General features: G+C 43.0%; 16 protein-coding genes. 12 read left to right on the top strand and 4 right to left on the bottom strand.

Annotated elements, in window-relative coordinates; all coding sequences use genetic code 11:
* Positions 1–24: 24 nt before the first annotated feature.
* Positions 25–1959, bottom strand: a complete 1935-nt coding sequence (locus FPL27_RS07085; RefSeq protein WP_143960424.1) for a fumarate reductase/succinate dehydrogenase flavoprotein subunit — start codon at positions 1957–1959, stop codon at positions 25–27.
* Between the two features lie 12 nt (positions 1960–1971).
* A complete protein-coding gene (locus tag FPL27_RS07080) occupies positions 1972–2655 on the bottom strand; it encodes a succinate dehydrogenase cytochrome b subunit (protein ID WP_143960423.1) in 684 nt (227 codons plus the stop codon).
* Positions 2656–2914: 259 nt separating this feature from the next.
* On the opposite strand from FPL27_RS07080, the gene FPL27_RS07075 reads away from it, so the two are divergent.
* The 3 genes from FPL27_RS07075 (at position 2915) to FPL27_RS07065 (ending at position 7014) form a co-directional block, all read left to right on the top strand.
* Positions 2915–5704, top strand: a complete 2790-nt coding sequence (locus FPL27_RS07075) for a T9SS type B sorting domain-containing protein (RefSeq protein ID WP_143960422.1) — start codon at positions 2915–2917, stop codon at positions 5702–5704.
* 70 nt (positions 5705–5774) lie between these two features.
* Positions 5775–6650: an ACP S-malonyltransferase gene (gene fabD, locus FPL27_RS07070; protein WP_143960421.1), complete on the top strand. Its 876-nt coding sequence runs from the start codon at positions 5775–5777 to the stop codon at positions 6648–6650.
* A 91-nt stretch (positions 6651–6741) separates the two neighbouring features.
* Entirely contained in the window at positions 6742–7014 is a 273-nt protein-coding gene (locus FPL27_RS07065; protein WP_143960420.1) for a DUF4242 domain-containing protein, read from the top strand.
* A gap of 57 nt (positions 7015–7071) precedes the next feature.
* Here the strand turns inward: FPL27_RS07065 and folK are convergent, their stop codons facing one another.
* Positions 7072–7554, bottom strand: coding sequence for a 2-amino-4-hydroxy-6-hydroxymethyldihydropteridine diphosphokinase (folK, locus tag FPL27_RS07060; RefSeq protein ID WP_143960419.1), 483 nt, complete (start codon positions 7552–7554; stop codon positions 7072–7074).
* Positions 7555–7635: 81 nt separating this feature from the next.
* Between folK and sppA the strand changes: the two genes are divergently transcribed.
* Positions 7636–9402: a signal peptide peptidase SppA gene (gene sppA / locus FPL27_RS07055; RefSeq protein ID WP_143960418.1), complete on the top strand. Its 1767-nt coding sequence runs from the start codon at positions 7636–7638 to the stop codon at positions 9400–9402.
* Positions 9403–9490: 88 nt separating this feature from the next.
* Here sppA and FPL27_RS07050 read toward each other — a convergent pair whose 3' ends face one another.
* On the bottom strand, positions 9491–10381 hold the full coding sequence (locus tag FPL27_RS07050) for a flavin reductase family protein (protein ID WP_143962103.1): 891 nt from the start codon (positions 10379–10381) through the stop codon (positions 9491–9493).
* Between the two features lie 166 nt (positions 10382–10547).
* Between FPL27_RS07050 and FPL27_RS07045 the strand changes: the two genes are divergently transcribed.
* The 8 genes from FPL27_RS07045 to FPL27_RS07010 all read left to right on the top strand — a co-directional run bounded on the left by FPL27_RS07045 (position 10548) and on the right by FPL27_RS07010 (position 24217).
* Positions 10548–12449: a 7TM diverse intracellular signaling domain-containing protein gene (locus FPL27_RS07045; protein ID WP_143960417.1), complete on the top strand. Its 1902-nt coding sequence runs from the start codon at positions 10548–10550 to the stop codon at positions 12447–12449.
* 414 nt (positions 12450–12863) lie between these two features.
* Positions 12864–13652, top strand: coding sequence for a carboxylesterase family protein (locus FPL27_RS07040; protein ID WP_185974318.1), 789 nt, complete (start codon positions 12864–12866; stop codon positions 13650–13652).
* 5 nt (positions 13653–13657) lie between these two features.
* Positions 13658–15244 carry a glucoamylase family protein gene (locus FPL27_RS07035; RefSeq protein WP_143960415.1) on the top strand — a complete coding sequence of 529 codons (1587 nt, stop codon included), beginning with the start codon at positions 13658–13660 and terminating at the stop codon, positions 15242–15244.
* A complete protein-coding gene (locus tag FPL27_RS07030; RefSeq protein WP_143960414.1) occupies positions 15241–16239 on the top strand; it encodes a metallophosphoesterase in 999 nt (332 codons plus the stop codon). Before FPL27_RS07035 ends, FPL27_RS07030 begins: the two co-directional genes overlap by 4 nt.
* Positions 16240–16415: 176 nt before the next feature.
* Positions 16416–19535, top strand: a complete 3120-nt coding sequence (locus FPL27_RS07025; RefSeq protein WP_235893385.1) for a SusC/RagA family TonB-linked outer membrane protein — start codon at positions 16416–16418, stop codon at positions 19533–19535.
* A gap of 17 nt (positions 19536–19552) precedes the next feature.
* A complete protein-coding gene (locus FPL27_RS07020) occupies positions 19553–21091 on the top strand; it encodes a RagB/SusD family nutrient uptake outer membrane protein (RefSeq protein ID WP_143960413.1) in 1539 nt (512 codons plus the stop codon).
* 24 nt (positions 21092–21115) lie between these two features.
* A complete protein-coding gene (locus tag FPL27_RS07015) occupies positions 21116–22198 on the top strand; it encodes a LamG-like jellyroll fold domain-containing protein (RefSeq protein ID WP_143960412.1) in 1083 nt (360 codons plus the stop codon).
* A 60-nt stretch (positions 22199–22258) separates the two neighbouring features.
* Positions 22259–24217, top strand: coding sequence for a glucoamylase family protein (locus tag FPL27_RS07010; protein WP_143960411.1), 1959 nt, complete (start codon positions 22259–22261; stop codon positions 24215–24217).
* Positions 24218–24234 lie beyond the last annotated feature (17 nt).

Here is a 24234-nt window from a genome sequence, read left to right as displayed (position 1 = left end):
AATTTCTCTTTTTTTGATGATTGATTACTTGTAACTTCTTTGCGTCAACTTCACTTCTTCAAACTTCAACTCTTCTTTGTGAAGTTCTTCTTCCACACCCTCTCCTACGAATTTCCAGGCACCTACATAAGCAAAGTTTTCGTCATCACGAAGTGCTTCACCGTCTTCGGTCTGGTATTCTTCACGGAAGTGACCGCCACAAGATTCATTTCTATGGAGTGCATCGTCTACCATCAACTCACCCAACTCAATGAAATCCGCCACTCTATGGGCCTTTTCCAGTGACTGGTTAAGCTCCTCATTGGCACCTAAAACTTTAACATCTTTCCAAAATTCAACTTTCAAATCCTTGATCAAGCCTTTGGCTTTCTGTAGTCCTTCAGCCGTTCTAGCCATGCCACAGTATTCCCACATGATCTTGCCCAATCTTTTATGGAAGTGGTCAATAGTTTTTGATCCGTTGATGGAAAGCAGTTTCTGGATTTTGTCTTTAATTTCTTTTTCAGCCTTTTGGAACTCAGGATGATCAGTAGACACCTTGTCGCTTGACATACGAGCTAAATAATCACCTATAGTGTAAGGGATTACAAAGTAACCGTCAGCAAGACCCTGCATCAAAGCTGATGCACCAAGTCTGTTGGCACCGTGGTCAGAGAAATTAGCTTCTCCCAAGGCATAAAGACCAGGAACATTGGTCATCAAGTTGTAATCTACCCAAAGACCACCCATAGTATAGTGAACCGCCGGATAAATCATCATCGGCTGCTGGTATGGGTTGTCGCCGGTAATCTGCTGATACATATCAAACAAGTTACCGTACTTGCTTCTTACCAAATCTTCGCCATCACGCTGGATAGCATCGCGGAAATCCAAGAATACAGCTTCACCAGTTTCGTTTACGCCTCTACCTTCATCACAAACATATTTTGCATTTCTTGAAGCTACGTCTCTTGGCACAAGGTTACCGAAAGAAGGATATCTTCTTTCCAAATAGTAATCTCTGTCCTCGTCTTTGATATCGCTAGGCTTGATTTCTTTTTTGCGAAGCTTTTGAGCCAGCTCTATGGTTTTCGGAACCCACACTCTACCGTCATTTCTCAATGACTCTGACATCAATGTTAACTTGGACTGATGGTCACCAGAAACAGGAATACAAGTTGGGTGGATCTGAGTATAGCAAGGGTTTGCAAATAATGCACCTTTTTTGTGTGCTCTCCAAGCCGCGGTCACATTAGACCCCATGGCATTGGTGGAAAGGAAGAATACGTTCCCGTAACCACCTGTACAAAGCAATACCGCATGTGCACTGTGCTTTTCAATTTCTCCGGTGATCAGGTTTCGGGTGATGATACCTCTAGTCTGCCCCTCAATGTTGACGATGTCCATCATCTCCGTACGAGGATAAAGCTTCACCTTGCCATTGGCAACCTGTCGGCTCAATGCAGAGTAAGCCCCCAAAAGCAATTGTTGTCCGGTCTGGCCTCTTGCATAAAAGGTTCTAGAAACCTGTGCACCCCCAAAAGAACGGTTGGCCAAAAGTCCGCCATATTCTCTGGCAAAAGGAACACCCTGGGCCACACATTGATCAATGATATTGACAGATACTTCGGCAAGTCTGTACACATTGCCTTCTCTGGCTCTATAATCGCCCCCTTTTACGGTGTCATAAAACAATCTATAAATGGAATCACCGTCATTTTGGTAATTTTTGGCGGCATTAATACCACCTTGAGCAGCAATAGAGTGCGCTCTACGAGGGCTATCCTGAAAACAAAAAGCTTTTACGTTGTAGCCAAGTTCAGCCAGGGATGCTGCCGCAGAAGCACCTGCCAAGCCCGTACCTACCACGATGACATCATACTTTCTCTTATTGGCCGGATTGACCAGCTTCATGTTAAATTTATGCTTGGTCCACTTCTCAGCTACAGGACCTGCAGGTATTTTAGAATCGAGTATCATATCTACTTATTGTTAATTCAAAGTGAAGTATATATAAAGTGGCATACTTGCGAAAAGTGCAGGTACCACGATTGCAAACGCTCTGCCTACAAATTGTATGGCTGGCGTGTATTTCTTATGGTTTGCGCCAAAAGTTTGAAAGGCACTTTCAAAACCATGGAAAAGGTGGAAGCCCAATAGTATCATGGAAATCACGTACAAAGCAACCAACCATTCTTGCTGGAAGGCAAAAACGACAATTTTGAAGAGGTCTTTGTAGGTACCGCTATCATAAGTCACCTTTGGCATGTCGCCCCAGTGCATCTGATACCAGAATCCCTGAAGGTGAACCACCAAGAAGATTAGAATGAAGGTACCCAAAATACCCATGTTTCTGGAACTCCAGCTACTTTCCTTGGGAGGGTTTACTTGATTATATTCGATTGGTCTGGCCTTCTTATTCATGGAGGTCAAAACAATGGAATAAATTACGTGTAGGATTACCGAAAGATAGGTGGTGATGGACAGGATTTGTACAAACTGGTTGGTAGTCATGAAATCGGCATATTCATTGAATGCCTGACCACCGTCGTCTTTGAACAAAAGCAAGTTACCAGTCACGTGCCCAATCAGAAATATAACCAGGAATAAACCTGTAAGGGCCATAATCAATTTTCGGCCCAGCGAACTGTTGAAGGTCTTCGTTACCCAACTCATAAACTTGTGTTTTAGTATAGATTGTTTTTATTTTTTAAACTTGACCGCCAAATTTACATTTGGAAAACTTATCAAACAATCTATGCATTCCCTTTAATCTTATTTTAAAACGTTCTAAATAACTCCTTTCTGGCGAAGTTTTCCTTACTATTGGTGATCATTTCTAAAACCAAGCGGTTAATTTTTTGGTTTTCGTTTCATTAATAATTGTACTTGCTTAACTTTAATCCGTATACTAACAGTAGTTAAGTCACCTTTTATGAAATTTAAATCATTATTTTTCCTTACCCTGTGTTTTCTATTCGCTATTCAGTACCAGGCAACTGCTACCCATATTAGGGCCGGAGAAATCATTGCAGAGAGGATTTCCACTCAAGCACTGACCTATAGAATCACTGTCGTGGGGTATACAGATACCGGTTCTCAGGTCCGCTTTGGCCCTGGAAATATCAATTTCGGAGACGGTACAACTGTTCAACTCAACACCGAAAGTGACATTTCTTTCTCAGAACCTTTAGGCAATCAGATTGAAAAAAACACATTTGTTGTAACTCATACTTATCAAGGTCCGGGAAATTATACTATCCGATTCATGGAGTTTAACCGGAATGACGGTACTCTTAACATGGATAATTCGGTGGACACGCCGTTCTATGTGGAGACTTTTATCCGGATCGACCCATTTTTTGGAGTCAACAACTCTCCTATTTTAACTATACCTCCAGTGGACAATGGCGCGGTAAATGTGCGCTACATTCACAACCCAGGAGCATATGACCCTGATGGGGATAGCCTAGCATATAATTTTGATGAAAATGTCATCGTACCTAATCAGGAATTTCAAAGACCGGTAAACAACTATAGAAGCCCAGGTTCTGGTGAATTCAGTTTCCAGCGGGAGGACGGCTCAGCCAACCCCTATATTTCCATGGATCCGCTCACAGGTGACTTGATATGGGATGCCCCAGGTATAGCAGGACAATATAATATTGCTTTCAGAATTGAAGAATGGCGGAAAATCAACGGGGAATATGAAATGATCGGCTATGTAGTCCGTGATATGCAGATTATCATAGAGCACACCGATAACAGGCGACCGGAACTCATACTTCCCCCCGACCTCTGCGTGGAGGCGGGTACCAGGATTGAGGAAATTATACAAGGCAGTGATCCAGATGGAGATGATATTCGAATTGAAGTTTTTGGAGACCCAATCGAAATTTCAAGTTCACCTGCTACCTATAGTCCAGTGGCTATATTTCAATCTTCCCCAGGAGTAATCAACTTCGATTGGCAAACCGTGTGCAACCATGTTCGCGAAAGGACTTACCAGGTTCGAATCCGAATAACGGACCGGCCGGAATCAGGGCCGGCGCTGGTGGATATACGAACATGGAATATTACCGTCATCGGGCCCCCTCCCGTCATCGAGGAAGTAGAACAGCAACCCGGAAGGAGTGCCGAAATAAGTTGGGACCCCTACTCCTGTAGCGGCTCCGCCGAAGAAATGCAAGTCTGGCGGAGGTTAAATAGCGATCCTTATGAACCCGATGAATGCGAAACAGGCATCAGGGATGGCTGGGAACTTATCGGTACCACCGATATGGAAACCTTTAATTTCCTAGATGATAATGAGGGCCAGGGATTGAGCCCAGGCAATACTTATTGTTACAGATTGGTATCCACTTTCCCACAACCAAGAAGTGGAGAAAGTATCGTTTCTGAAGAATTCTGTATTACCCTAGATGTGGATGTTCCAGTAATCACGAATGTTGATATTGATGAAACCGATAATGAAATCGGAGAGATAATCGTACGATGGACACCACCTTATGACATTGACACAGAAGAATATCCTGGTCCATATACATATGAATTAATTAGAGCCCAAGGATTTTCCGGAAATGAGAATCAATTCAGTGTCACCACTACTGCTGACACGGTGTTTACCGATGTAGGATTGAATACGGCAAATCAGATCTATAATTATAGAATCATTTTGCTGAATGACGGGGAAAGAATCGATACTTCAAGTAGAGCATCATCCGTACGATTAGAGCCCACTATCTTGAACGAGGCAATTGAGTTGAATTGGGAATTTCAAGTACCATGGAACAACTCGATGTCACAATATCCACATAGAGTATATAGAAACCGTACCGATCCAGCTTCAGCTGATGAGGAAACCTTCACCTTAATTGGTGAAGTGAATGTCACTACTGAAGGTTTTACCTTCTTTGATGACGGCAGCCATAATGGGGTGCCATTGAACAAAGACATCGAGTACTGTTATTATGTGGAAACTTTGGGCGCTTATAATATAGAACTGCTAGAATATCCATTGATCAACCGCTCTCAAGTAGTATGTGTGCGCCCAGATGATGACAGGTTACCTTGTCCTCCCGTATTGACTTACGAAGGACCAGAATGTACATCCTTTTTGGCGGACAAGCCTTGTAATTTCAGCAACTTCTATCATGATTTAAGCTGGGAACCAGATGTGAGTGGCGACTGTGATGATGAGTTGAGCCAATACAGGTTGTTCTTCTCAGAAACAGGAGAAGAAAATACATTTGAGCAAGTTGGAACATTTGGTGCCAGTACATTGAGAACCCGAATTGAAGGATTGAATAGCCTGAAAGGTTGTTACTATTTGGTAGCCGTAGACCGCTCAGGCAATGTCAGCGAACCTAGTGAGATCGTTTGTATAGACAATTGTCCTAATTATGAACTTCCAAACGTATTTACACCAAATTCTGATGGAGTCAATGACACTTTCAGAGCGTTTGACAATCCGTTTGAAAAATGTCCACGTTTTGTAGAGGCAGTTGAAATTAAAATTTACAACCGTTGGGGCGTGCAAGTATTTGAGTACAATTCAAGGACCAGCGCTGAAGGTAGCATCTTTATCAACTGGGATGGCCATGATCAAAATGGCAAGGAGTTACCAGCAGGCACCTACTTCTATTCGGGCACTGTGCAGTTTGACACATTGGATGAAGGAATAAGAGAGCAGAGTCTAAAGGGGAATATTCAGATTATTAGATAGAAGTACGAGGTACGAAGTACTCTGTATTATATTTGCGGCCAATCTAACATTTAAACTAAACCACCTATTTATGAAAGCATATATTTTCCCTGGACAAGGGGCACAATTTGTAGGAATGGGGAAAGATCTATATGAATCCAATGAGGAGGCGAAAAAGATCTTTGACCATGCCAATGAAATTCTTGGCTTTAACATCACCGAAATCATGTTTAATGGCACCGATGAAGACCTAAAGCAGACTAAGGTAACACAACCGGCCATATTTATACATTCGGTAATATTGGCAGAAACTACTCCTAATTTTAATCCTGACATGGTCGCTGGCCATTCCTTAGGCGAATTTTCAGCATTGGTTGCTAATGGTGTTTTGGCTTTTGACGATGCCTTAAAATTGGTTTACCAAAGAGCCTTGGCAATGCAAGAAGCCTGTGAGGTTAACCCAAGCACGATGGCTGCTATTTTGGGACTTGAGGATTCCAAAGTGGAAGAAATCTGCGAAAGCGTTGAAAATGAAATAGTGGTGGCTGCGAATTACAACTGTCCCGGCCAATTGGTGATATCGGGAAGTAACAAGGGAATCGAGATAGCCTGTGAAAAAATGAAGGAGGCTGGAGCCAAAAGAGCTCTTCCTCTTCCAGTAGGTGGTGCTTTCCATTCTCCTTTGATGGAGCCAGCTAGAGAAAAACTTCAGAAAGCGATTGAGGCTACTACATTCAACAAGCCTCATTGTCCAATCTACCAAAACGTGAGCACCACGGCAGTAACTGATGTGGAAAAAATCAAAGAAAACCTGATCGCTCAACTTACCGCCCCAGTAAAATGGACCCAGTCGGTACAAAACATGGTCAAAGATGGTGCAACTGAATTTATCGAAAGCGGACCTGGAAAAGTCCTTCAGGGCCTAGTGAAAAAAATCCACAGGGAAGCTGAAGTTTCCAGTATATAATAAAAGTAAAAGCTGCCTTCGGGCAGCTTTTTTTTGGCATTTATTCTTCGTAAATTATATCCCTATACTACTGGTTAATAACCATATAACCATGCCTAAATACCTGATTGAGCGAGAGATTCCAGGAGCAAGCAAATTGTCTGCGGAGGAATTAAAGGCGATATCACAAACCTCTTGTGATGTGTTGGCAAATATCGGCCCTGCAGTTCAGTGGATTCACAGCTATGTAGCAGGCAATAAGATTTACTGCATTTATATTTCTCCAAACGAAAAATTAATCCATCAACATGCCAAACAAAGTGGATTTCCTGTCGACGCTGTATCGGAGGTCTCATCCATAATCGATCCGGTCACTGCAGAATGATTTTAACTTGAAAAGACCGGGCGGAGAAACTCGGTCTTTCTTTTTAACTTTTGATGATTAAGGTATAAGTTTCGATACTTTTCCTTCATCTATACATTCAGCGAGCAACTCCCTGGTATTTTTCCCGAGAATGGGGTGGACAAAATCCGGCAGAACTTCCAAAAGAGGAATTAAGAGGAATCTCCTTTCCTGCAAAAGGGGATGAGGGAGTTTCAACCGATCAGTATTTATTATAAGATCATCGTAATAAATCAGATCGATATCCATTGTGCGATCTCCCCATTTGACCTCCCTGGTCCGATTGAGTCTTAACTCTATCTCTTGAGTTTTATCCAAGACTGATTCAGGACTTGTTTCGGTTTCCACAATTATCAGCTGATTTAGATAAGGTTGTTTGGAGTTGCCACCCCAGGCGGCTGTTTCATAAATTGAGGAGGTTTGTTTAAAAGGAAACACCTTTTCGAGCTCCATCCGGGCCAAAGAAAGATAATTCAACCTATCCCCGATATTTCCCCCCAGCAATAAAACTACTTGACTCATATAGGTGTTTATAGTGTAATTAATAGCAGGTTTTCACAAAAAAAGAATTAATTTCGACTATTAAATTAATCAATCCTTCTTATGCGATTTTTAAGTAATGTCTTGGCTACCATTGTAGGCTTGCTCCTATTTACGGTCATTGCCTTCTTTATCTTCATAGGTTTTATAGGCATAATGGCCTCTTCGGAAGATAAAGTCAACATTAAGGACCACACCCTTCTCCACATTAATTTGGAAAACAAGCTTCTCGTGGAACGAGCATTGGAAGATCCCTTTGCCGTACCATCTATTGGTCCATTTTCATCTGTACCATCCGTAGGGCTCAATGAGCTAAAGACGGCTATCAGGACAGCCAAAGATAATGATAATATCAAAGGTATCTACCTTCAAACTGGGGTAATGCTTGGAGGTGGACCTGCGTTGTTGTTGGAATTGCGCAATGAATTGGAAGCATTTAAAGAGTCAGGCAAGTTTATCGTATCGTATGGGGAAATTTTCACTGAAGGTGGTTATTTCCTTTCATCGGTTGCTGACGAAATTTACCTCAATCCTATGGGAGCGATGGAGTTTAACGGGTTATCCTCAACATCTATTTTCTTCACAAATATGTTCAAGAAGCTGGAAATCGAACCTGTTATTTTTAGGGTTGGGGAGTTTAAAAGTGCTGTAGAGCCATTTATGCTTGAAAAAATGAGTGAAGAGAATAGACTGCAGACAGCTGTTTTTCTGAATGATCTCAATGATTTTGCTCTTCAAAAGATTTCTGAGAACAGAAACATTGAATATTCCCGCCTGAAAGAGATCAACGACCAAATGCTTGTGCGCAAAAACCAGGATGCTCTTGACCTCAAACTCATTGACGGTCTTTGGTACAATGATCAGGTCGGCAATCTTTTAAGGGATAAGCTGGGAATTGGAGAAGATGATGATATTCGTACCGTCAATGTAACTAATATTAATAAAACTACGGAGACCACAAACAGGTCTTCTAGAAATCGAATTGCAGTGATTGTAGCTGAGGGTGAAATTGTATCCGGTGATAGCGAAGGGTCAATTGGGAGTCGTAAATTTGCAAACGAACTTCGAAAAGCCAGAAAAGATATGGACATCAAAGCAATAGTTTTGAGAGTCAATAGTCCAGGAGGATCAATATTAGCTTCAGATGTAATATGGAGAGAAATGGCGGAGGCCAAGAAGGAAAAGCCTGTAATCGCTTCCATGTCCGAACTTGCTGCCTCGGGAGGTTACTATATCTCAGCACCTGCCGATACCATCGTAGCACAGCCAAACACCATAACCGGTTCTATTGGTATTTTCGGACTTTGGTTTAATATGGAAGGTTTGTTGAATAATAAGCTAGGCATCACTACGGACGAGGTGGGCACTGGAGAATTTTCAGACTTTATGAACCCTACCCGCCCAATCTCTCCGGCAGAAAAGCAAATCGTTCAAAACCAAGTCGAGGATGGCTATGAAACTTTCCTTCAAAGGGTGGCCGATGGCAGAAACATGACCAAAGAACAGGTGATGGAAATCGCTTCCGGACGAGTATGGAGTGGTTTACAGGCCAAAGAAAATGGTTTGGTGGATGTACTTGGTGGTTTGGATGATGCGGTGCGGATTGCCGCAGAAAAAGCTGGAGTAGCGGATGATTTTAGAGTTCTGTATTTCCCTGAGCAAAAAACGTTTATTGAGAGATTCTTGAGCGAATTTTCCAGAGATGTCCAAAACCGATATATGAAATTCAAGCTTGGTGGGGAGCAATTTTACCTCTACCAGCAACTTGAGAGAATCAAGAGTTACGATGGAATCATGGTGAGGCTTCCATTTGATATTGAGATTAAATAGAGATAGAAGAGGTTAGACAGTAGACCGAAAACGGAACAAAAAAAGCGGCCACCTCAAAACTGAGGTGGCCGCTTTTTTTATGTGTATTTTAATGCTGCAATAAAACCTTCCAGGCTCCATCCACATCTCCTTGTAGAATATATTCTTGAGCGAGTTGGTGGAGATGAAATAGGTAGCTTTCCTGGTCATTTTGGAAGCGGGTTCGAATCTCCTGTAATTCCGGTTTATGGGCAAACTCTTCCACTTCTTCACCGGTTGGAAGTTTTTCAACATTCCCTAATCGGCCGAGATTATTACCGGTCAAAACCACGCTATCTCTTATCCCTGCAGGAATATTGTCGACGCCGATACCTTTGGTTCGCAATGGCTTCGGAATTTCAAAGAGCGACTCCCCACTTGCACGGCAATACCAATCTCCGCCCATTCTAGCCACGGGATCCAATTTGAACGGATCTATTTTCCCCTGAGTATCCAATATATTTTCATCAATGTGAGCCAGTAATATTTCACAGATTACAAGATTGGCAGCTCCCCCACCCTCACCTACAGGCAATACCTGCAGAACTTTGCATTCAAAGGCTACCGGTGCCTCAGCAACCCTAGGAGGCTTCACTAATTCAGACTTCACTTCGGTAAAGCCCGCCTTCAAAAATTCATTTACTCCTTTATCATACTCAGTGGATGCCAAGGACATTTGTTCCACCATTTTGTAATTAACAATGTTGATGACCACTTCGGAAACTTCATGTACATTTTCCAAAGTATGCTTAGTGGAGTTATCTCTCACCCGACGAGCGGGACTGAACACCACCACCGGAGGATTGGATCCAAAGGCATTAAAAAAACTGAAAGGGCTGAGGTTTACATTGCCCTCCTTGTCCACCGTACTTGCGAATGCAATCGGTCTTGGAGCGATTGCGCCGAGCATGTAACTATGAAATTCTCCTGTAGATACGTTTTTTGGGTCTATAATTTTCATCATAAATAGCTTTCAATTTTTATAACTACCCAAATATAGCTTTTTCTGTTTCGTACTAAATCCCTAAAAGCCGCGTTTTTACCAAAATACCAAGATTTCTTCCTGCCTTGCATGGCAAAATAAAAACCATCATCTTTATCTTTGAAAAATCCTACCACACCCATACATGAGTATAACCTTTCAGCGACTTTTGACATGTGCATTTCTATTGATCTGCACCATGGCCTTTGCCCAAAAGTCCAGTGAAAAGGCTACGCTCAAAATCGACGATAACTTGGAGGAGAGGATTTTCTCAATAGAAAAACTTCCATACTTCGAAGATACCACCGGTAGTCTGACTTTAGCCGAGGTAAAGGCGCCTAAGTTCCAGGGAAATTTTAAAATCAGGCCGGGGGTTTCCAAAAGCGATTTCGAAACCTCAAGCACCTATTGGGTAAAGCTTTCCATTGAGAAAACTCCAAATAGCTCCAAGAAATGGGTGATGGAATTTTATGATCAGACGATTGACCTGATCGAGGTCTTTGCCCCCGATGAAAAGGGCAATTACCAAATAGTAAGAATGGGTGACGGTCTGCCCTTTCATGATAGAAATTTTATCCATAAAAACTTTGAGCTGATCCTCGACAATGGGAGCATAGGGATTGATCACTACTATATAAAAATCCAAAGTTCACAAAAGGCCGATATCCGCATTGCAATCAGGTCTTTAAACAGGTTTCTTTATTACGCTTTAAATGAGTACTTCATTTACGGCTTGTTTTACGGCATGATCATGATCATTGCTCTGTACAATATCCTGGTTTATTTTGCCGTCAGGGAGGTCAAATACCTTTACTACACATTTTATCTATTGAGTGTTGGGATCTACGCCATGTGCGTGGACGGGATCGCCTTTCAGTACCTATGGCCCAATTCGCCCTCCTGGAACCAGATTGCCAACGGCATTTTTAGCTACTCAATAGTGCTTTGGGCCACCCTGTTTTCGATACGTTTTCTCAGCACCAATACTAGGGCAAAATTTCTCCATAAGGCACTCTTGGTGGTATTGGGGATGAAGACTGTCCTGTTTCTGATGGGCATCTTCGTAAATCCTACCTGGTTTGAGATCAGGTATTATGATGTTATTCCTTTCTTTCTGATCTTTTACAGCAGTATTTACATTTGGTCAAAAGGCTACAAGGTAGTTCGGTTTTTCGTAATTGCCTATGGGGTACTCTTTATTGGAATGGCCATCAAGGTGCTTTCCAATGCGGCGGTTATCCAGCATTACACCCTGATTTACTACAGCCTTCACTTGGCGTTTTTGGTGGAAATGTTACTATTGACATTCGCCTTGGGTGACCGGATTAGGATACTGAAGAAAAACAAGGATCTGGCGCTGAGAAGGTCCTTGGACCAGATGAAGTCCAATTACGCCTTAAAAGAAAAAGTTAACCGGGAACTCGAGGAGAAAGTACAGGAGCGCACCAAGGAACTGGAATCCAAGAATCTGCTTCTGGAATCCTTCAACTCCCAGCTCATAGAAAAGGATGAGGAGATCAAGCGTATTAATGCACTTTTGGACAGGGACAACTGGAAACTCAAGAGCAGTATCAAACAGTCCTTTCAGGCGAGGCTGGACAATGACACCTTAACCCATGAGGAGTTTTCCAACATCTTCCCTGACAGTTCGGCCTGTTTTAGATATTTGGAAGAACTGAAATGGGCAAAAGCCTTTCATTGTAGAAGCTGTGGAAACCACAAGTGTTCCAACGGACCAAAGCTATTTACCCGGCGTTGCAGTAAGTGTGGTTATATAGAAAGCGTTACTGCCGGGACTGCTTTTCATGGTGTTAGATTTCCGTTGGAGAAAGCTTTTTTCATTGCCTATACCATCATTTCCGGCCAGCACTGGACTTTGGAACAGCTATCCGAACAGTTGGATGTCCGAAAGAATACTATTTGGAGTTTCCGCAAAAAGGTAAAATCAATGTTAGTTGATAGTAAGTCCGAAAAAGCGGATTGGAAAGATATTATTATCGACCAAGACGTGGTGAAAACTGGACACCCCCTGATTCCCAAAAACTGACTTTTGCCAAAACTTTCCCCTCATTTTAAGCTTTAGTATTAAAAGGGGAATAAAAAGTAAAAACCCGCTCATATTTTCTTATAAAGCTGTTTTTTAGTGGTATTAAAGAGTGAAATCTACCTATAAAAAAAGCTATTCAAACCTGCCATAATTAGGAGTTATTCTCATTTTTTTAATGTCTTTTCTTGCTTTTCGCCTAAATTTTGAACTGGATTAATATTCAACGCAAACGATTGAAATTGAAATCAGGAACACCAAACAAAATATTCAGAATACAACCTATTACCTATCAGACCTAGCTGTAAACCGATTGCTTTATAAGGCCCTGAAGCACCAAGTTTCAGGAGCCTTTCAGCAATCAAGAAGGCTTTTAATATTGATGGCATAACATCCAATTTTTGATATATGAATACAATGGCATTACATATTGTCGCTGTGCTGGCAGTCTCCCTGCTGGTAGTTTTTCAAGCCAAAGGCCAGTCTGAGGCTTTTGAGAAAGAAATATACATTAACCAAGCAAATGATAGCCTGAGATACCGCATCCTCTTCCCGGAAGGTTATGACGGTTCTCAGGCTTATCCTCTGGTAATGTTCCTGCATGGTGCAGGAGAAAGAGGTTCAGACAATGAAAAACAGCTTACTCATGGAAGCGCCCTTTTCCTTGAAAACCGCCAAAATCACCCCGCTATAGTGGTTTTTCCTCAGTGCCCGGAGGACAAATACTGGATCGATATCAGTATTCGGGATGAGCTTTTTGGAGAAGGAGACCCTGATTTCAACCAATCTATACAGAAACCATCCGAACAGCTCACCCTGGTCAATGAACTTGTAGAAAAGCTGATCAGCGAAGAAAATGTAGACACCGATAGGGTTTATATAATGGGGCTTTCCATGGGTGGATTTGGAACCTTTGAAACTTTGGGAAGATATCCTGAAAAATATGCTGCTGCAATCGCCATTTGCGGAGGAGGTAACTTGGACCTTGCCGAGAATTATGCTGATAACACGAGTATTTGGATTACCCACGGCGCACAGGATGATGTGGTGCCTGTGGTGTTGAGTCAAAGAATTTACAAAAAGCTGCAGGAACTTGATTCAGACGTCACCTACACTGAATTTCCGGATGCCAACCACAATGCCTGGGATCCGACATTTGAAATGCCGGAACTATTGCCCTGGCTATTTTCTAAAACCTTAAAATAACATTCATGAAGCACGCTAATTCCCTTTTCCTACTTGTTTTTCTCCTCCCCTGTCTAGCATTTACATGCGAGGACAATAATCAAAACAGTACTCTTGTGGCTACTGGATATGATAGGCATGTGGAATTACAATGGCCCAAGCACCCAAATGCAGTGCAATATAGGGTAATGGTGAGTTCAGACGGGGAGAGTTTTTCTGAAAGAGCCACTTTGGAAGACACACTCTATTTGGATTTTGTCAATGATTTAGGAAACAATTTATCTCTTCACTACAAAGTTGAAGCCTTTACGACAGCAGAGCAGGCGGAAACTATTGGAACTAAAGAAGTCAAGACGAAAGACTTCTCGGATGAAGAGCTGCTCGAAATGGTATCCTATTATACTTTCAGATACTTCTGGGAAGGTGCAGAGCCAAATTCCGGTTTGGCCAGAGAAAGAATCCATCTGGATGGGGAATATCCTCAAAACGATGAGCACATCATTACAACGGGCGGTTCCGGCTTTGGTCTTTTCGGCTTATTGGCGGGCTTGGAAAGAGGTTGGATTAGTAAGGAAGAAGGAAGGGAGCGATTTGAAAGAATTGTGGATTTCCTGACTGAAGCTGACCGTTTCCATGGTATTTGGCCTCACTGGCTCAATGGAGAAACCGGGGAAGTGAAGCCTTTCGGAGAAAAGGACAATGGAGGAGACCTAGTTGAATCAGCCTTTCTGATGCAGGGACTTTTGGCCGTCAGGGAGTATTATAAAGATGGAAACATCCAAGAAAAGCAGATTGCTTCCAAAATCAATCAACTTTGGGAAGAGATGGAATGGGACTGGTATACCCAAGGTGGTCAAGATGTGCTATTCTGGCATTGGTCTCCCAATTATGGCTGGGATATGAATTTCCCGCTTTTGGGATATGATGAAACCATGATCACCTATATACTGGCAGCATCCTCTCCTACCCATACTGTTCCTGCTGATGTCTACCACAATGGTTGGGCAAGAAGCGGAGATATTAAAACAGAAAAAACCCCTTTTGGCTATAAATTGGAACTCAAGCATAATGGCGCCGAGGAAATGGGTGGACCATTATTCTGGGCTCATTATTCCTACATAGGATTAAACCCAAAAGGGTTGAAAGACAAATACGCCGATTATTGGGAGCACAATAAAAACCACACATTGATCAATAGAGCCTGGTGTGTGGAAAACCCTGAAGGATACAATGGTTATGGGGAAGACTTGTGGGGATTAACGGCAAGTTATTCGGTAAATGGCTATTCGGCTCACAAACCGGGAAGCGACCTGGGCGTGATCACACCTACCGCTGCACTTTCGAGCTATCCATACACTCCTGATGAATCTATGGATGTGATCAAAAACATGTATTATAACTATGGGGAGAAGGTTTTTGGGAGATATGGCTTTTATGATGCCTTCAGCCCGGAGGAGGACTGGTATCCCCAGCGCTACTTGGCCATCGACCAAGGACCAATTGTCGCCATGATTGAAAACCACAGATCAGGTCTTGGCTGGGAGCTTTTTATGGGCGCTCCAGAGATTCAGGAAGGATTGGAGAAACTAGGATTTGAATTTCCAGAAAAGTGAAAAAATTATTATTAATATATATTGCCCTATTAAAAATATCCCTACTGCAGGCTGAGGAGGAAAAATTAAGGCTGGTGGTACTTCCAGACACCCAATCCTATCTTGAATCCTGCCCGGAAATCATGGAAAGCCAGTTAGACTGGTTGGCTGAAAACCATGAGAATATAGATTATGTGCTTCATGTGGGAGACATCACCCAGGGAAACACACCTGCGGAATGGGCCCTTTCCCAAATATATTTCAAGAAAATAAATGGGAAAATTCCTTACGCCCTAAGTCTTGGCAACCATGATATGGGAAGCGGTCCCAACAAGTTTGCTGATACTCGTGATAGTTCTTTAGCCAATAAATACTTTCCATTGGACAAGCTTAAGTCCAATTCAGGTCTTCAGGGTGCCTTTGAAGAAGATAAAATTGACAACACCTATCACACTTTTGAGGCCCTCGGCAGGAAATGGCTGATTTTATCGCTTGAGTTTGGCCCGAGGAACAAAGTGTTGGATTGGGCTAATCAGATAGTACATAAGCATTTTGATCATTTGGCAATCTTGATCACCCACGCCTACATGTATATTGACGGGCAGCGTCAAAGTGAAGACCATGACTGGAGAGCACATGGATACGGTGTAGGTTCAGGAGAAGGACCTGAAGCAGTTAATGACGGGGACCAAATTTGGGACAAGCTTGTCAAGCGCCACCCTAATTTTTTCATGGTGTATTCCGGGCATGTGTTACACGATGGCCATGGGCAGCTTATCTCTGAAGGGGAGCATGGTAACGAGGTTTATCAATACTTAGCCAATTACCAGCGGGGTGTAAAAGGTTTCGGAGAAGGCTGTAATGGATTTCTTCGAATAGTAGATATAACACCCACTAAGATCGAGACCAAAACGTATTCACCATGGAAAGATGAATGGCTGGAGGATTCAAACAATAAATTTTTCAATTCTATCGACCTAAACAGACTCCAAACAGCAGAAAAAATTGTTAAATAAATATAAGCTTAAAACCCAAAATTAATCGCCTATGAAACATCACACAGTTCCTTAAAACCTACCTGAACTTAATTAATATCCGGATTTATTAGCTTGGAGTGTGGAGACAGACAATGAGGAAAACCTAAGGCCGGAAGCAATCAATGAATGAAATTTTAGCAAATAACTAAAATACTATGAAACAAAATCTATTAATGTGGTTGAAGTACTCTGCATGCGGTTTTGCCCTCCAGTTGATGATGGTCAACCTGGTTTACGCCAATGCCAAGAGTATGGATTATGAAAATGAGGCTATGGCAGTCGGGATATCCTCTGAGGATCCGGTAACCATTACCGGAACAGTGGTGGATGATCTTGGCGAGCCTCTTCCGGGAGTAACCATCGTAGTGGAAGGAACCACCCGGGGTACTGTTACTGATATTGACGGTAATTATTCAATAGAGGCAGAAGAGGGTGAAGTATTGGTCTTCTCCTTTGTTGGATTTACGGCCCAACGACGGGTTGTAGGCACCTCCGATGTCATCGATGTCAATATGGAGCAAGATGAAACAGCTTTAGATGAAGTAGTGGTTATCGGGTACGGAACCCAGAGGGAGCAGGACAGGACTTCTGCAATCTCCAAAGTTAACGCAGAGGACATTGTCAAAACACCTGCAACGAACGCCATGCAGTCATTACAAGGCCGGGTATCGGGTGTGCAGATTGTCAGCAACGGCGCACCTGGTGCCTCTCCAACTGTGCGTGTGAGAGGTGTAGGGTCTTTTGAAGGTGGAGCTGCCCCTCTTTATGTAGTCGACGGAATGTTTATGGACAACATTGACTTTTTGAACCCCAACGATATTGAAAGCATGTCCATATTGAAGGATGCTTCGGCCGCAGCCATTTATGGTGTAAGGGCAGCAAATGGAGTGGTTTTGATAGAAACGAAAACTGGAAGTTATGGCAGGGATCCAGAAATCACCTATGACGGGTATGTTGGTATCCAAAATCCACAAAACGTATTGCAAATGGCCAACGCCCAACAATATGCAGGATATGTACAGGAAACGGGAAGTGCAGCGGATATCAGCTTTTTGAACAATGCTATTCAGCGCTTTGGCAGAAGTCGCATTGACCCCAGTATTCCTAATGTGAATACCGATTGGTATGCAGAAATCATGAGTCCGGCCAGTATCCAAAACCACTCTTTGACTTTTAATGGCGGAACTGACAAGACCAGATACTCTATTGGCGGTAGTTATTTTGAGCAAAACGGTCTGATGAATGACAGAAGAAACGACTACACCCGATTGAATTTTAGGGCCAAGTTTGACACTGATGTGAGGGATTGGCTTACTGTGGGTGCAAATTTAAATATTAGCACAGCCCGTCGCCACAACGCAGACGACGGAGCTTGGTTTACAGCGTATAATGCTGTGCCTATCTTGCCGGTTTATGATGATTTGAACACGGCTGCTTCACCTGTTCCCAGACCATTGGCCAATGCCCAGCAGTTAGGTTACCGGTCTCCTCAAAACCCATACAACAGTATACTTTTTGGAGACAGTAGAAACAACATAGGAACTATCATGGGAAATTTCTATGGAGACATACAGCTAATTCCTGAGAAGCTATCCTTCCGCTCAGCCTATAATTACAATATCGAACAAATCAATACCAGAGTGGTGAATTTTGCACGAAATGATGGGGTAACAGAGTTTCAATCTGGACTTGAAAGAAACAACTTTACAAGATTTGATCAAATTATTGATAATTTCCTGACTTACAACGACAATTTTGGATTACATAGATTCACTGCTGTATTAGGTCAGTCTTTTCGAAGTGAGACTTTCGAAAGTCTTTTCGCACGAGGCGAAGGACTAAATCCTAATCCAAATTTCAACAACCAGCATTTCTGGTACTTGGCTAATGCAACCAATTTTGTTATAGGTGAAGAAGATTTAGGTGACGATGGAGAACGACTGTTTTTCCAGTCCTATTTTGCAAGGGTGAGTTATAATTACGATGACCGATACCTATTTTACGGTACTATCAGAAGGGACGGTAATAATAAATTCCAACGTAAATGGGGTAACTTCGCCACCATCGGTGCAGGTTGGGTGCTTTCTGAAGAAGACTTCTTTAATGTTCCAGCCATCGATTTCTTGAAATTCAGAGCTTCTTGGGGCCAACTTGGCAACGACGCCATTAACCCTGCAGTGGGCAGACCTACCATTCAAGAAAATAACCTTGCCATTAATGATGTGCTGATCATTGGCAGAAGGTTAAATCCAACATTTGACCTTATCGACAGATGGGAGACCACTGTTGAGCAAAACTTCGGAATTAGCGCCAGATTCTTCAGGGAAAGGCTATCATTGGAAGCTGATTACTACATCAGAGATACTAGAAACCTAGCAGTCTCTATTATCCCTCCTGTTTTCAGAGCTACCGAAAGAAGAAGTGTAGGTGAAATCCGAAACCAGGGTTTGGAACTTGCACTAAATTGGGAGGATAGAATTACTGATAATTTCTCCTACTGGATAGGCGGTAACGTGTCTACTCTTAAAAATACCGTACGCGATCTAGGAGGACCTGACTTTTTGGATGCTGGGTCTGCTGAGTTCCGACAAAGATCTATAGTGGGCTCTCCTTATCTTGCTTTTTATGGATACGAAGTTGATGGTGTGTTTCAAAATCAGGAACAGATCAATAACAGCGGTTATACCCAAGATTTTATCAATGACAACAACCTTCAGCCAGGTGACCTGATTTTCAGGGATGTTAACGGTGACGGGGTGATCAATGATGAGGACAGGGTTGTATTGGGATCCTTCCTTCCAACTTTGACTTGGGGTATCAATGCTGGTTTCAGATATGGCAACTTTGAGTTCAGTTCACTATTGCAAAGTCAGATGGGCCATAGCATCCTAAACAGAAAGCGTGGGGAATTGATCTTCACCAATGACACTAATCTTGATGCTGAACTTGTAAACAACCTTTGGAGAGGTGAAGGAACTTCTGACCGCTACCCATCGGCGGCAGGTTTGAGAAGAGGCTGGAACCAGAACATGAGCAGCTACTTCATCGAGGACGGTTCTTTCTTCCGAATCCAAAATGTACAGTTAGCTTACAATATCGTGGACACGAACATATTTGGCGCAAACATGCCAAGAACAAGGGTGACCTTCACTGCTGAAAGGCCATTGACGGTGTTTAACTATAATGGGTTCAATCCAGAAGTTCCTGACGGAATTGACAGACAGGTATATCCTATTCCTGCTATTTACACAGTCGGACTGAATGTTACCTTTTAATTAAAGCGAAGAAAGTCATGAAAAAAATAATCTATAAAAATATATGCACGGCTCTCATAGCAGTATTTATGGTTGGCGTGGTGCCAACATCCTGTATAGGATTGCTAGATGAACCATTGGAAAATGAAATCATCGCTGATGAGACCGACTATACTCAGTCCGGCAACATGATACAAATGTTGTATGGGGCCTATGGTGAATTATATCGCTCTCAATGGGAAACCCATACCTTGATTGGGGTTCGTGGTGATGATGTGACCGCTGCTGGGGACCAAGTGCCCCTGATTGAAACGGACCTGTTCCGCTATGACCGTAATTTTTGGATGTACAACTCTGTTTGGCTCAACCTATATTCCGACCTAATCTACTGGCATGGAGCTATGGAAGAAATCAGATTGTACCAAGAGGCGGGTGCAAATGCAGCAAATGCAGAACAATACATAGCAGAAATAAAAGTGATGCAAGGCCTGGAGTTGATCCAGCTAGCAAAGCTCTGGGGAAGTATTCTAATACCGACTTCCAGCCAGCCTGCTGAGCTTTACAATATTGAAGTTTCGAGTTTCGAGGAAGTGATGCAATATGTATCGGCCTTGATGGATGAAGCTCTTCCTGCTTTGCCAAATGTACATCCAAGTGAACGTTCGGATGTGGCCGGGGGGATTACAAGAGGAGCTGCTTTGGCAGTTAAAGCAATGGCTAATTTGGAACTGAACAACTGGGCTGCAGTCACTGAGGCCACTGGGGAAATTATCAGCAGTGGAACCTATGCTTTGGAGCCTAATTATTACCAGCTATTCAAAGTCCCAGGAAAGCTAAATCGAGAAAATGTGTTGGAATTCCAGTACTCTGACTTCGGGACAAGTACTGGTACAGTGACACAATATCCTTTTGAAACGTACGGACCAGCTTCTTGGACGCCAACTGTAGCGGGTGCTTCAAACGGGTGGGGTTTTTATGCTCCTACAGCCAAGTATATTAGATTTATGCTAGACAGAGGAGAGCAGATGAGGCTTCAGACAACGGTATTGTTTACCCCAGACGGTATTGCTGAAGTTCAATCCGAACCTGGATATGAAACGCTTCCTGATTGGGTTTCCAACGTTACTCAAGACGGTGATGTATTCAACAATCACCCGAGATATCTTTTCTTGAGCGGTAAGCATTATTTACCATCTACGCAATTGACTGAAGGTCGTTTTACATACGGCACCAATAATAACTTCACGGCTATCCGATATGCGGAAATACTATTGATGCATGCTGAAGCAGTGGTCAACGGTGGAGCAGCCGGACCATTATCCGCTGATGAAGCGGTCAACCAGGTCAGGGCACGTGCAGGACTGGAACCTGTAGCAGGCGTTGCTTTGGAGGACGTATTGAATGAAAAATATGCTGAATTTGGAATGGAACTGGGAATCCGGTTTTATGACCTGATGAGATATGGAATTGAAGGAGAACTGAATTTTGAAGGCAGAAACTTCAATATTGAAAGTCACCGATTCCTTCCATATCCATTGGAGCAAACCACCATCCTACCTCAAATCGGCCAAAATTAATAGACATCTAAAATATTAAGTGGTATGAAAAAGTATAAAATTTGGACACTTGCTTTGGTTTGGCTAGTGGCCGGCTGTAACGAAAGCTATATCGATGATATAGTGCCCGTTTCTCCCGGAGAGGATACCGAGCCGCCAGAAGTAATTATCAACTATCCTTCTGAGGGTACACAAATCAGAGTTCCTGAAGAAGTAACTCCTATCGATATTTCATTTGAAGTAACCGATGATATTGAAGTAGAGACTATCAGAGTAGAGCTAAACGGAAATGAAATTGAGACCTTCACAGATTTTCTTGATTTCCGAAGGGTTATAAAAACAGTAAGGTATGATGAGCTGCCAAATGGACAGCATGAGCTTACCATTACCGCAACCGATGCCTCAGGCAAGACTACAACCGAAACAGTCAATTTCGAAAAAGTAGAACCCTATACCCCAGTGTATGAAGGGGAGACTTTCTACCTTCCATTCGACGGGGACTTTATGGAACTGGTTTCTACCCAAAACCCGGAAGTATCTGGCAATCCAGGCTTTGCAGATGGTATCCTCAATAGAGCTTATAGAGGAGCTAGCGATGCACATCTAATTTACCCGACTGAGGGGCTATTGCATGATGAATTCACTGCTGTATTCTGGTACAACGTAAACGGTGATCCTGATCGAGCTGGTCTATTGACGATTGGGCCTCCAGATGAGGACAATCCTGATAATCAGAACAACAGGACCGGTGGGTTCAGACTGTTCCGTGAAGCAGCCGGACCGATGCAAAGAATCAAGCTGAATGTGGGCGATGGTGAAGCTGACAGCTGGTTTGATGGTGGAGAGGCAGCAGATGTGGATCCAGCAACTAACGAATGGGTTCATGTGGCAATTACCATTTCCCAAACCCAAGCGGCAGTTTACCTCAATGGTGAAGTGGTCAGCCAGGGTGATTTCTCTGGTGTTGATTGGACAGGAAGTGATATCATGACTATTGGGTCCGGCGCTCCAAGATTTACCGAATGGGGTCACTTGGGCGATGCCAGTCTGTTTGACGAACTGAGACTCTTCAACAGATCACTCGACCAAACTGAAATTCAGGCCATCATGGCAACAGAAATGCCTTAAGTAATTTCAACCCAATAGAAAAGGAAGGGCCATAGCAGCCCTTCCTTTTTATAAAAACCTATGAAGATCTACTTTAGATATATTACTTTTTTCCTTTTAATCGGCTGTAATCAGATAGAGCCGGATTTGGTAGCCCTGAACCTACTGAAAGCAGAAGTGGGAGATCAGGAAATCAGCTTTTCGGAACCCATTTCCGACGATCTTCCCCTGGACCGTCCAATAACATTGGAGTTTTCTCAAGCTTTGGACCCTGCCAGCGTCTCAGCGGGGATCAGTCTTTACGATACAGAAAATGAAGTCGACATTTCCACAAACCTTGTCAACCAAAACAAGTCAGTCATTATTTATCCTTCAGGAACGTTAAGAAACAATACCTCCTACCGAATTCATTTATCAGAACAGCTTCAAGGAGCAAGTGGGAATGCTTTTGCGACTCAAGATATTTATTTCAAAACACAGTTGGGCAACCTATCACTTGAAAGTTTCACCATTGAAAATGCTGAAGAACTTGCCCGAGGTAGAATAGCCAATGTGCCATTACAACCGGAAATCACACTTGTTTTTTCCCAGCCAATCAATCCTGAGACATTACAACAGTCAGTACGGTTTTCAGGGCAATCCGGACCGGCGCTCACTTTTACCTTAGAGGAAAACAATACCAAAGTCATTGTCAACACTTCCAGTTCGCTGGATTATTTATCAAAATATGAATTTATTATAAATGAAAACCTAGGAGGCGGGAAAGGCGAAAGCTATTCGGGAACAACCCGTACATTTTTCACACAAGTGGATGAAACTCCCAAATTCCCTCTTATTTCCGATGAGGAACTCCTCTCTTCGGTACAGGAACAGACTTTCCGCTATTTCTGGGATTTTGCACATGAAAACAGTGGCTTGGCCCGAGAGAGGAACAGTTCCGGAAATCTGGTAACCATAGGTGGATCTGGCTTTGGTGTGATGGCGCTCATTGTTGGAGTGGAGAGAAATTTCATCTCCCGACAGGATGCTGTTGAAAGATGGGATAAGATCGTGAATTTCCTTTCTGCAGCAGACAGGTTTCATGGGGTGTGGCCACATTGGCTCAACGGTGACAATGGCAGCGTGATTCCTTTTAGCACGTCTGATAATGGGGGTGACTTGGTTGAGACAGCTTTTATGATCCAGGGACTTTTGACCGTACAATCTTATCTGGATGAAAATGACCCTAGAGAAAGAAGCATCAGCGAAAGAATTACCCAGCTGTGGCAGGAAGTAGAATGGGACTGGTACTCCCGTGGCGGTCAGGATGTTCTATTTTGGCACTGGTCGCCCGATCAGCAATGGGCCATGAACCTGCCCGTCCAAGGTTATAATGAATGCTTAATAACTTATGTGTTGGCTGCGGCCTCTCCTACTCATTCAATTGAAAAAAGCGTCTATGACAACGGCTGGGCAAGGAATGGGAATATGGTTAATGGCCAAAGCTTTTACGGGCATCAGTTGCCTCTTGGGGAGGATTATGGCGGTCCCATGTTTTTTTCCCATTATAGTTTCTTAGGGCTTGACCCCCGAAACTTGCAGGATCAATACGCTAATTATTGGGAGCAGGGAGTCAGTCATACTTTGATCAACCGTGCCTACTGCATTGAAAACCCATCAGGTTTTGTGGGGTATGGCGAAAATAACTGGGGCCTTACGGCTAGCGACAACCATCAAGGGTACTCAGCTCACTCGCCAAGAAATGACCTTGGTGTAATCACCCCAACAGCTGCATTATCCTCCTTCCCTTATACACCAGAAGAGTCCATGGATGCCTTAAAGTTCTTCTATTACACCATGGGAGATAGGCTGTGGGGAGAGTTTGGCTTTCACGATGCATTCAACATTACTGAGCAATGGTATGCAGATTCTTATCTGGCAATTGATCAAGGTCCAATTGTGCTGATGATAGAAAACCACCGATCGGGGCTTTTATGGGATCTATTTATGCAAAACGAAGATGTGATAAACGGCCTGAATAGGCTGCAGTTCTCCTATTGATAATATTAACCAGTTTT

Origin of the sequence: Litoribacter populi, assembly GCF_007483685.1 — a bacterium.
GTDB lineage: Bacteria > Bacteroidota > Bacteroidia > Cytophagales > Cyclobacteriaceae > Litoribacter > Litoribacter populi.
Note: the sequence above shows the minus strand (reverse complement) of the source record. Positions and strands in the feature narration are given on the sequence as shown.

Coding starts and splice junctions, on each gene's coding strand:
- FPL27_RS07085 (WP_143960424.1), bottom strand. CDS start 1,959: ATGATACTCGATTCTAAAATACCTGCAGGTCCTGTAGCTGAGAAGTGG.
- FPL27_RS07080 (WP_143960423.1), bottom strand. CDS start 2,655: ATGAGTTGGGTAACGAAGACCTTCAACAGTTCGCTGGGCCGAAAATTG.
- FPL27_RS07075 (WP_143960422.1), top strand. CDS start 2,915: ATGAAATTTAAATCATTATTTTTCCTTACCCTGTGTTTTCTATTCGCT.
- fabD (WP_143960421.1), top strand. CDS start 5,775: ATGAAAGCATATATTTTCCCTGGACAAGGGGCACAATTTGTAGGAATG.
- FPL27_RS07065 (WP_143960420.1), top strand. CDS start 6,742: ATGCCTAAATACCTGATTGAGCGAGAGATTCCAGGAGCAAGCAAATTG.
- folK (WP_143960419.1), bottom strand. CDS start 7,554: ATGAGTCAAGTAGTTTTATTGCTGGGGGGAAATATCGGGGATAGGTTG.
- sppA (WP_143960418.1), top strand. CDS start 7,636: ATGCGATTTTTAAGTAATGTCTTGGCTACCATTGTAGGCTTGCTCCTA.
- FPL27_RS07050 (WP_143962103.1), bottom strand. CDS start 10,381: ATGAAAATTATAGACCCAAAAAACGTATCTACAGGAGAATTTCATAGT.
- FPL27_RS07045 (WP_143960417.1), top strand. CDS start 10,548: ATGAGTATAACCTTTCAGCGACTTTTGACATGTGCATTTCTATTGATC.
- FPL27_RS07040 (WP_185974318.1), top strand. CDS start 12,864: ATGGCATTACATATTGTCGCTGTGCTGGCAGTCTCCCTGCTGGTAGTT.
- FPL27_RS07035 (WP_143960415.1), top strand. CDS start 13,658: ATGAAGCACGCTAATTCCCTTTTCCTACTTGTTTTTCTCCTCCCCTGT.
- FPL27_RS07025 (WP_235893385.1), top strand. CDS start 16,416: ATGAAACAAAATCTATTAATGTGGTTGAAGTACTCTGCATGCGGTTTT.
- FPL27_RS07020 (WP_143960413.1), top strand. CDS start 19,553: ATGAAAAAAATAATCTATAAAAATATATGCACGGCTCTCATAGCAGTA.
- FPL27_RS07015 (WP_143960412.1), top strand. CDS start 21,116: ATGAAAAAGTATAAAATTTGGACACTTGCTTTGGTTTGGCTAGTGGCC.
- FPL27_RS07010 (WP_143960411.1), top strand. CDS start 22,259: ATGAAGATCTACTTTAGATATATTACTTTTTTCCTTTTAATCGGCTGT.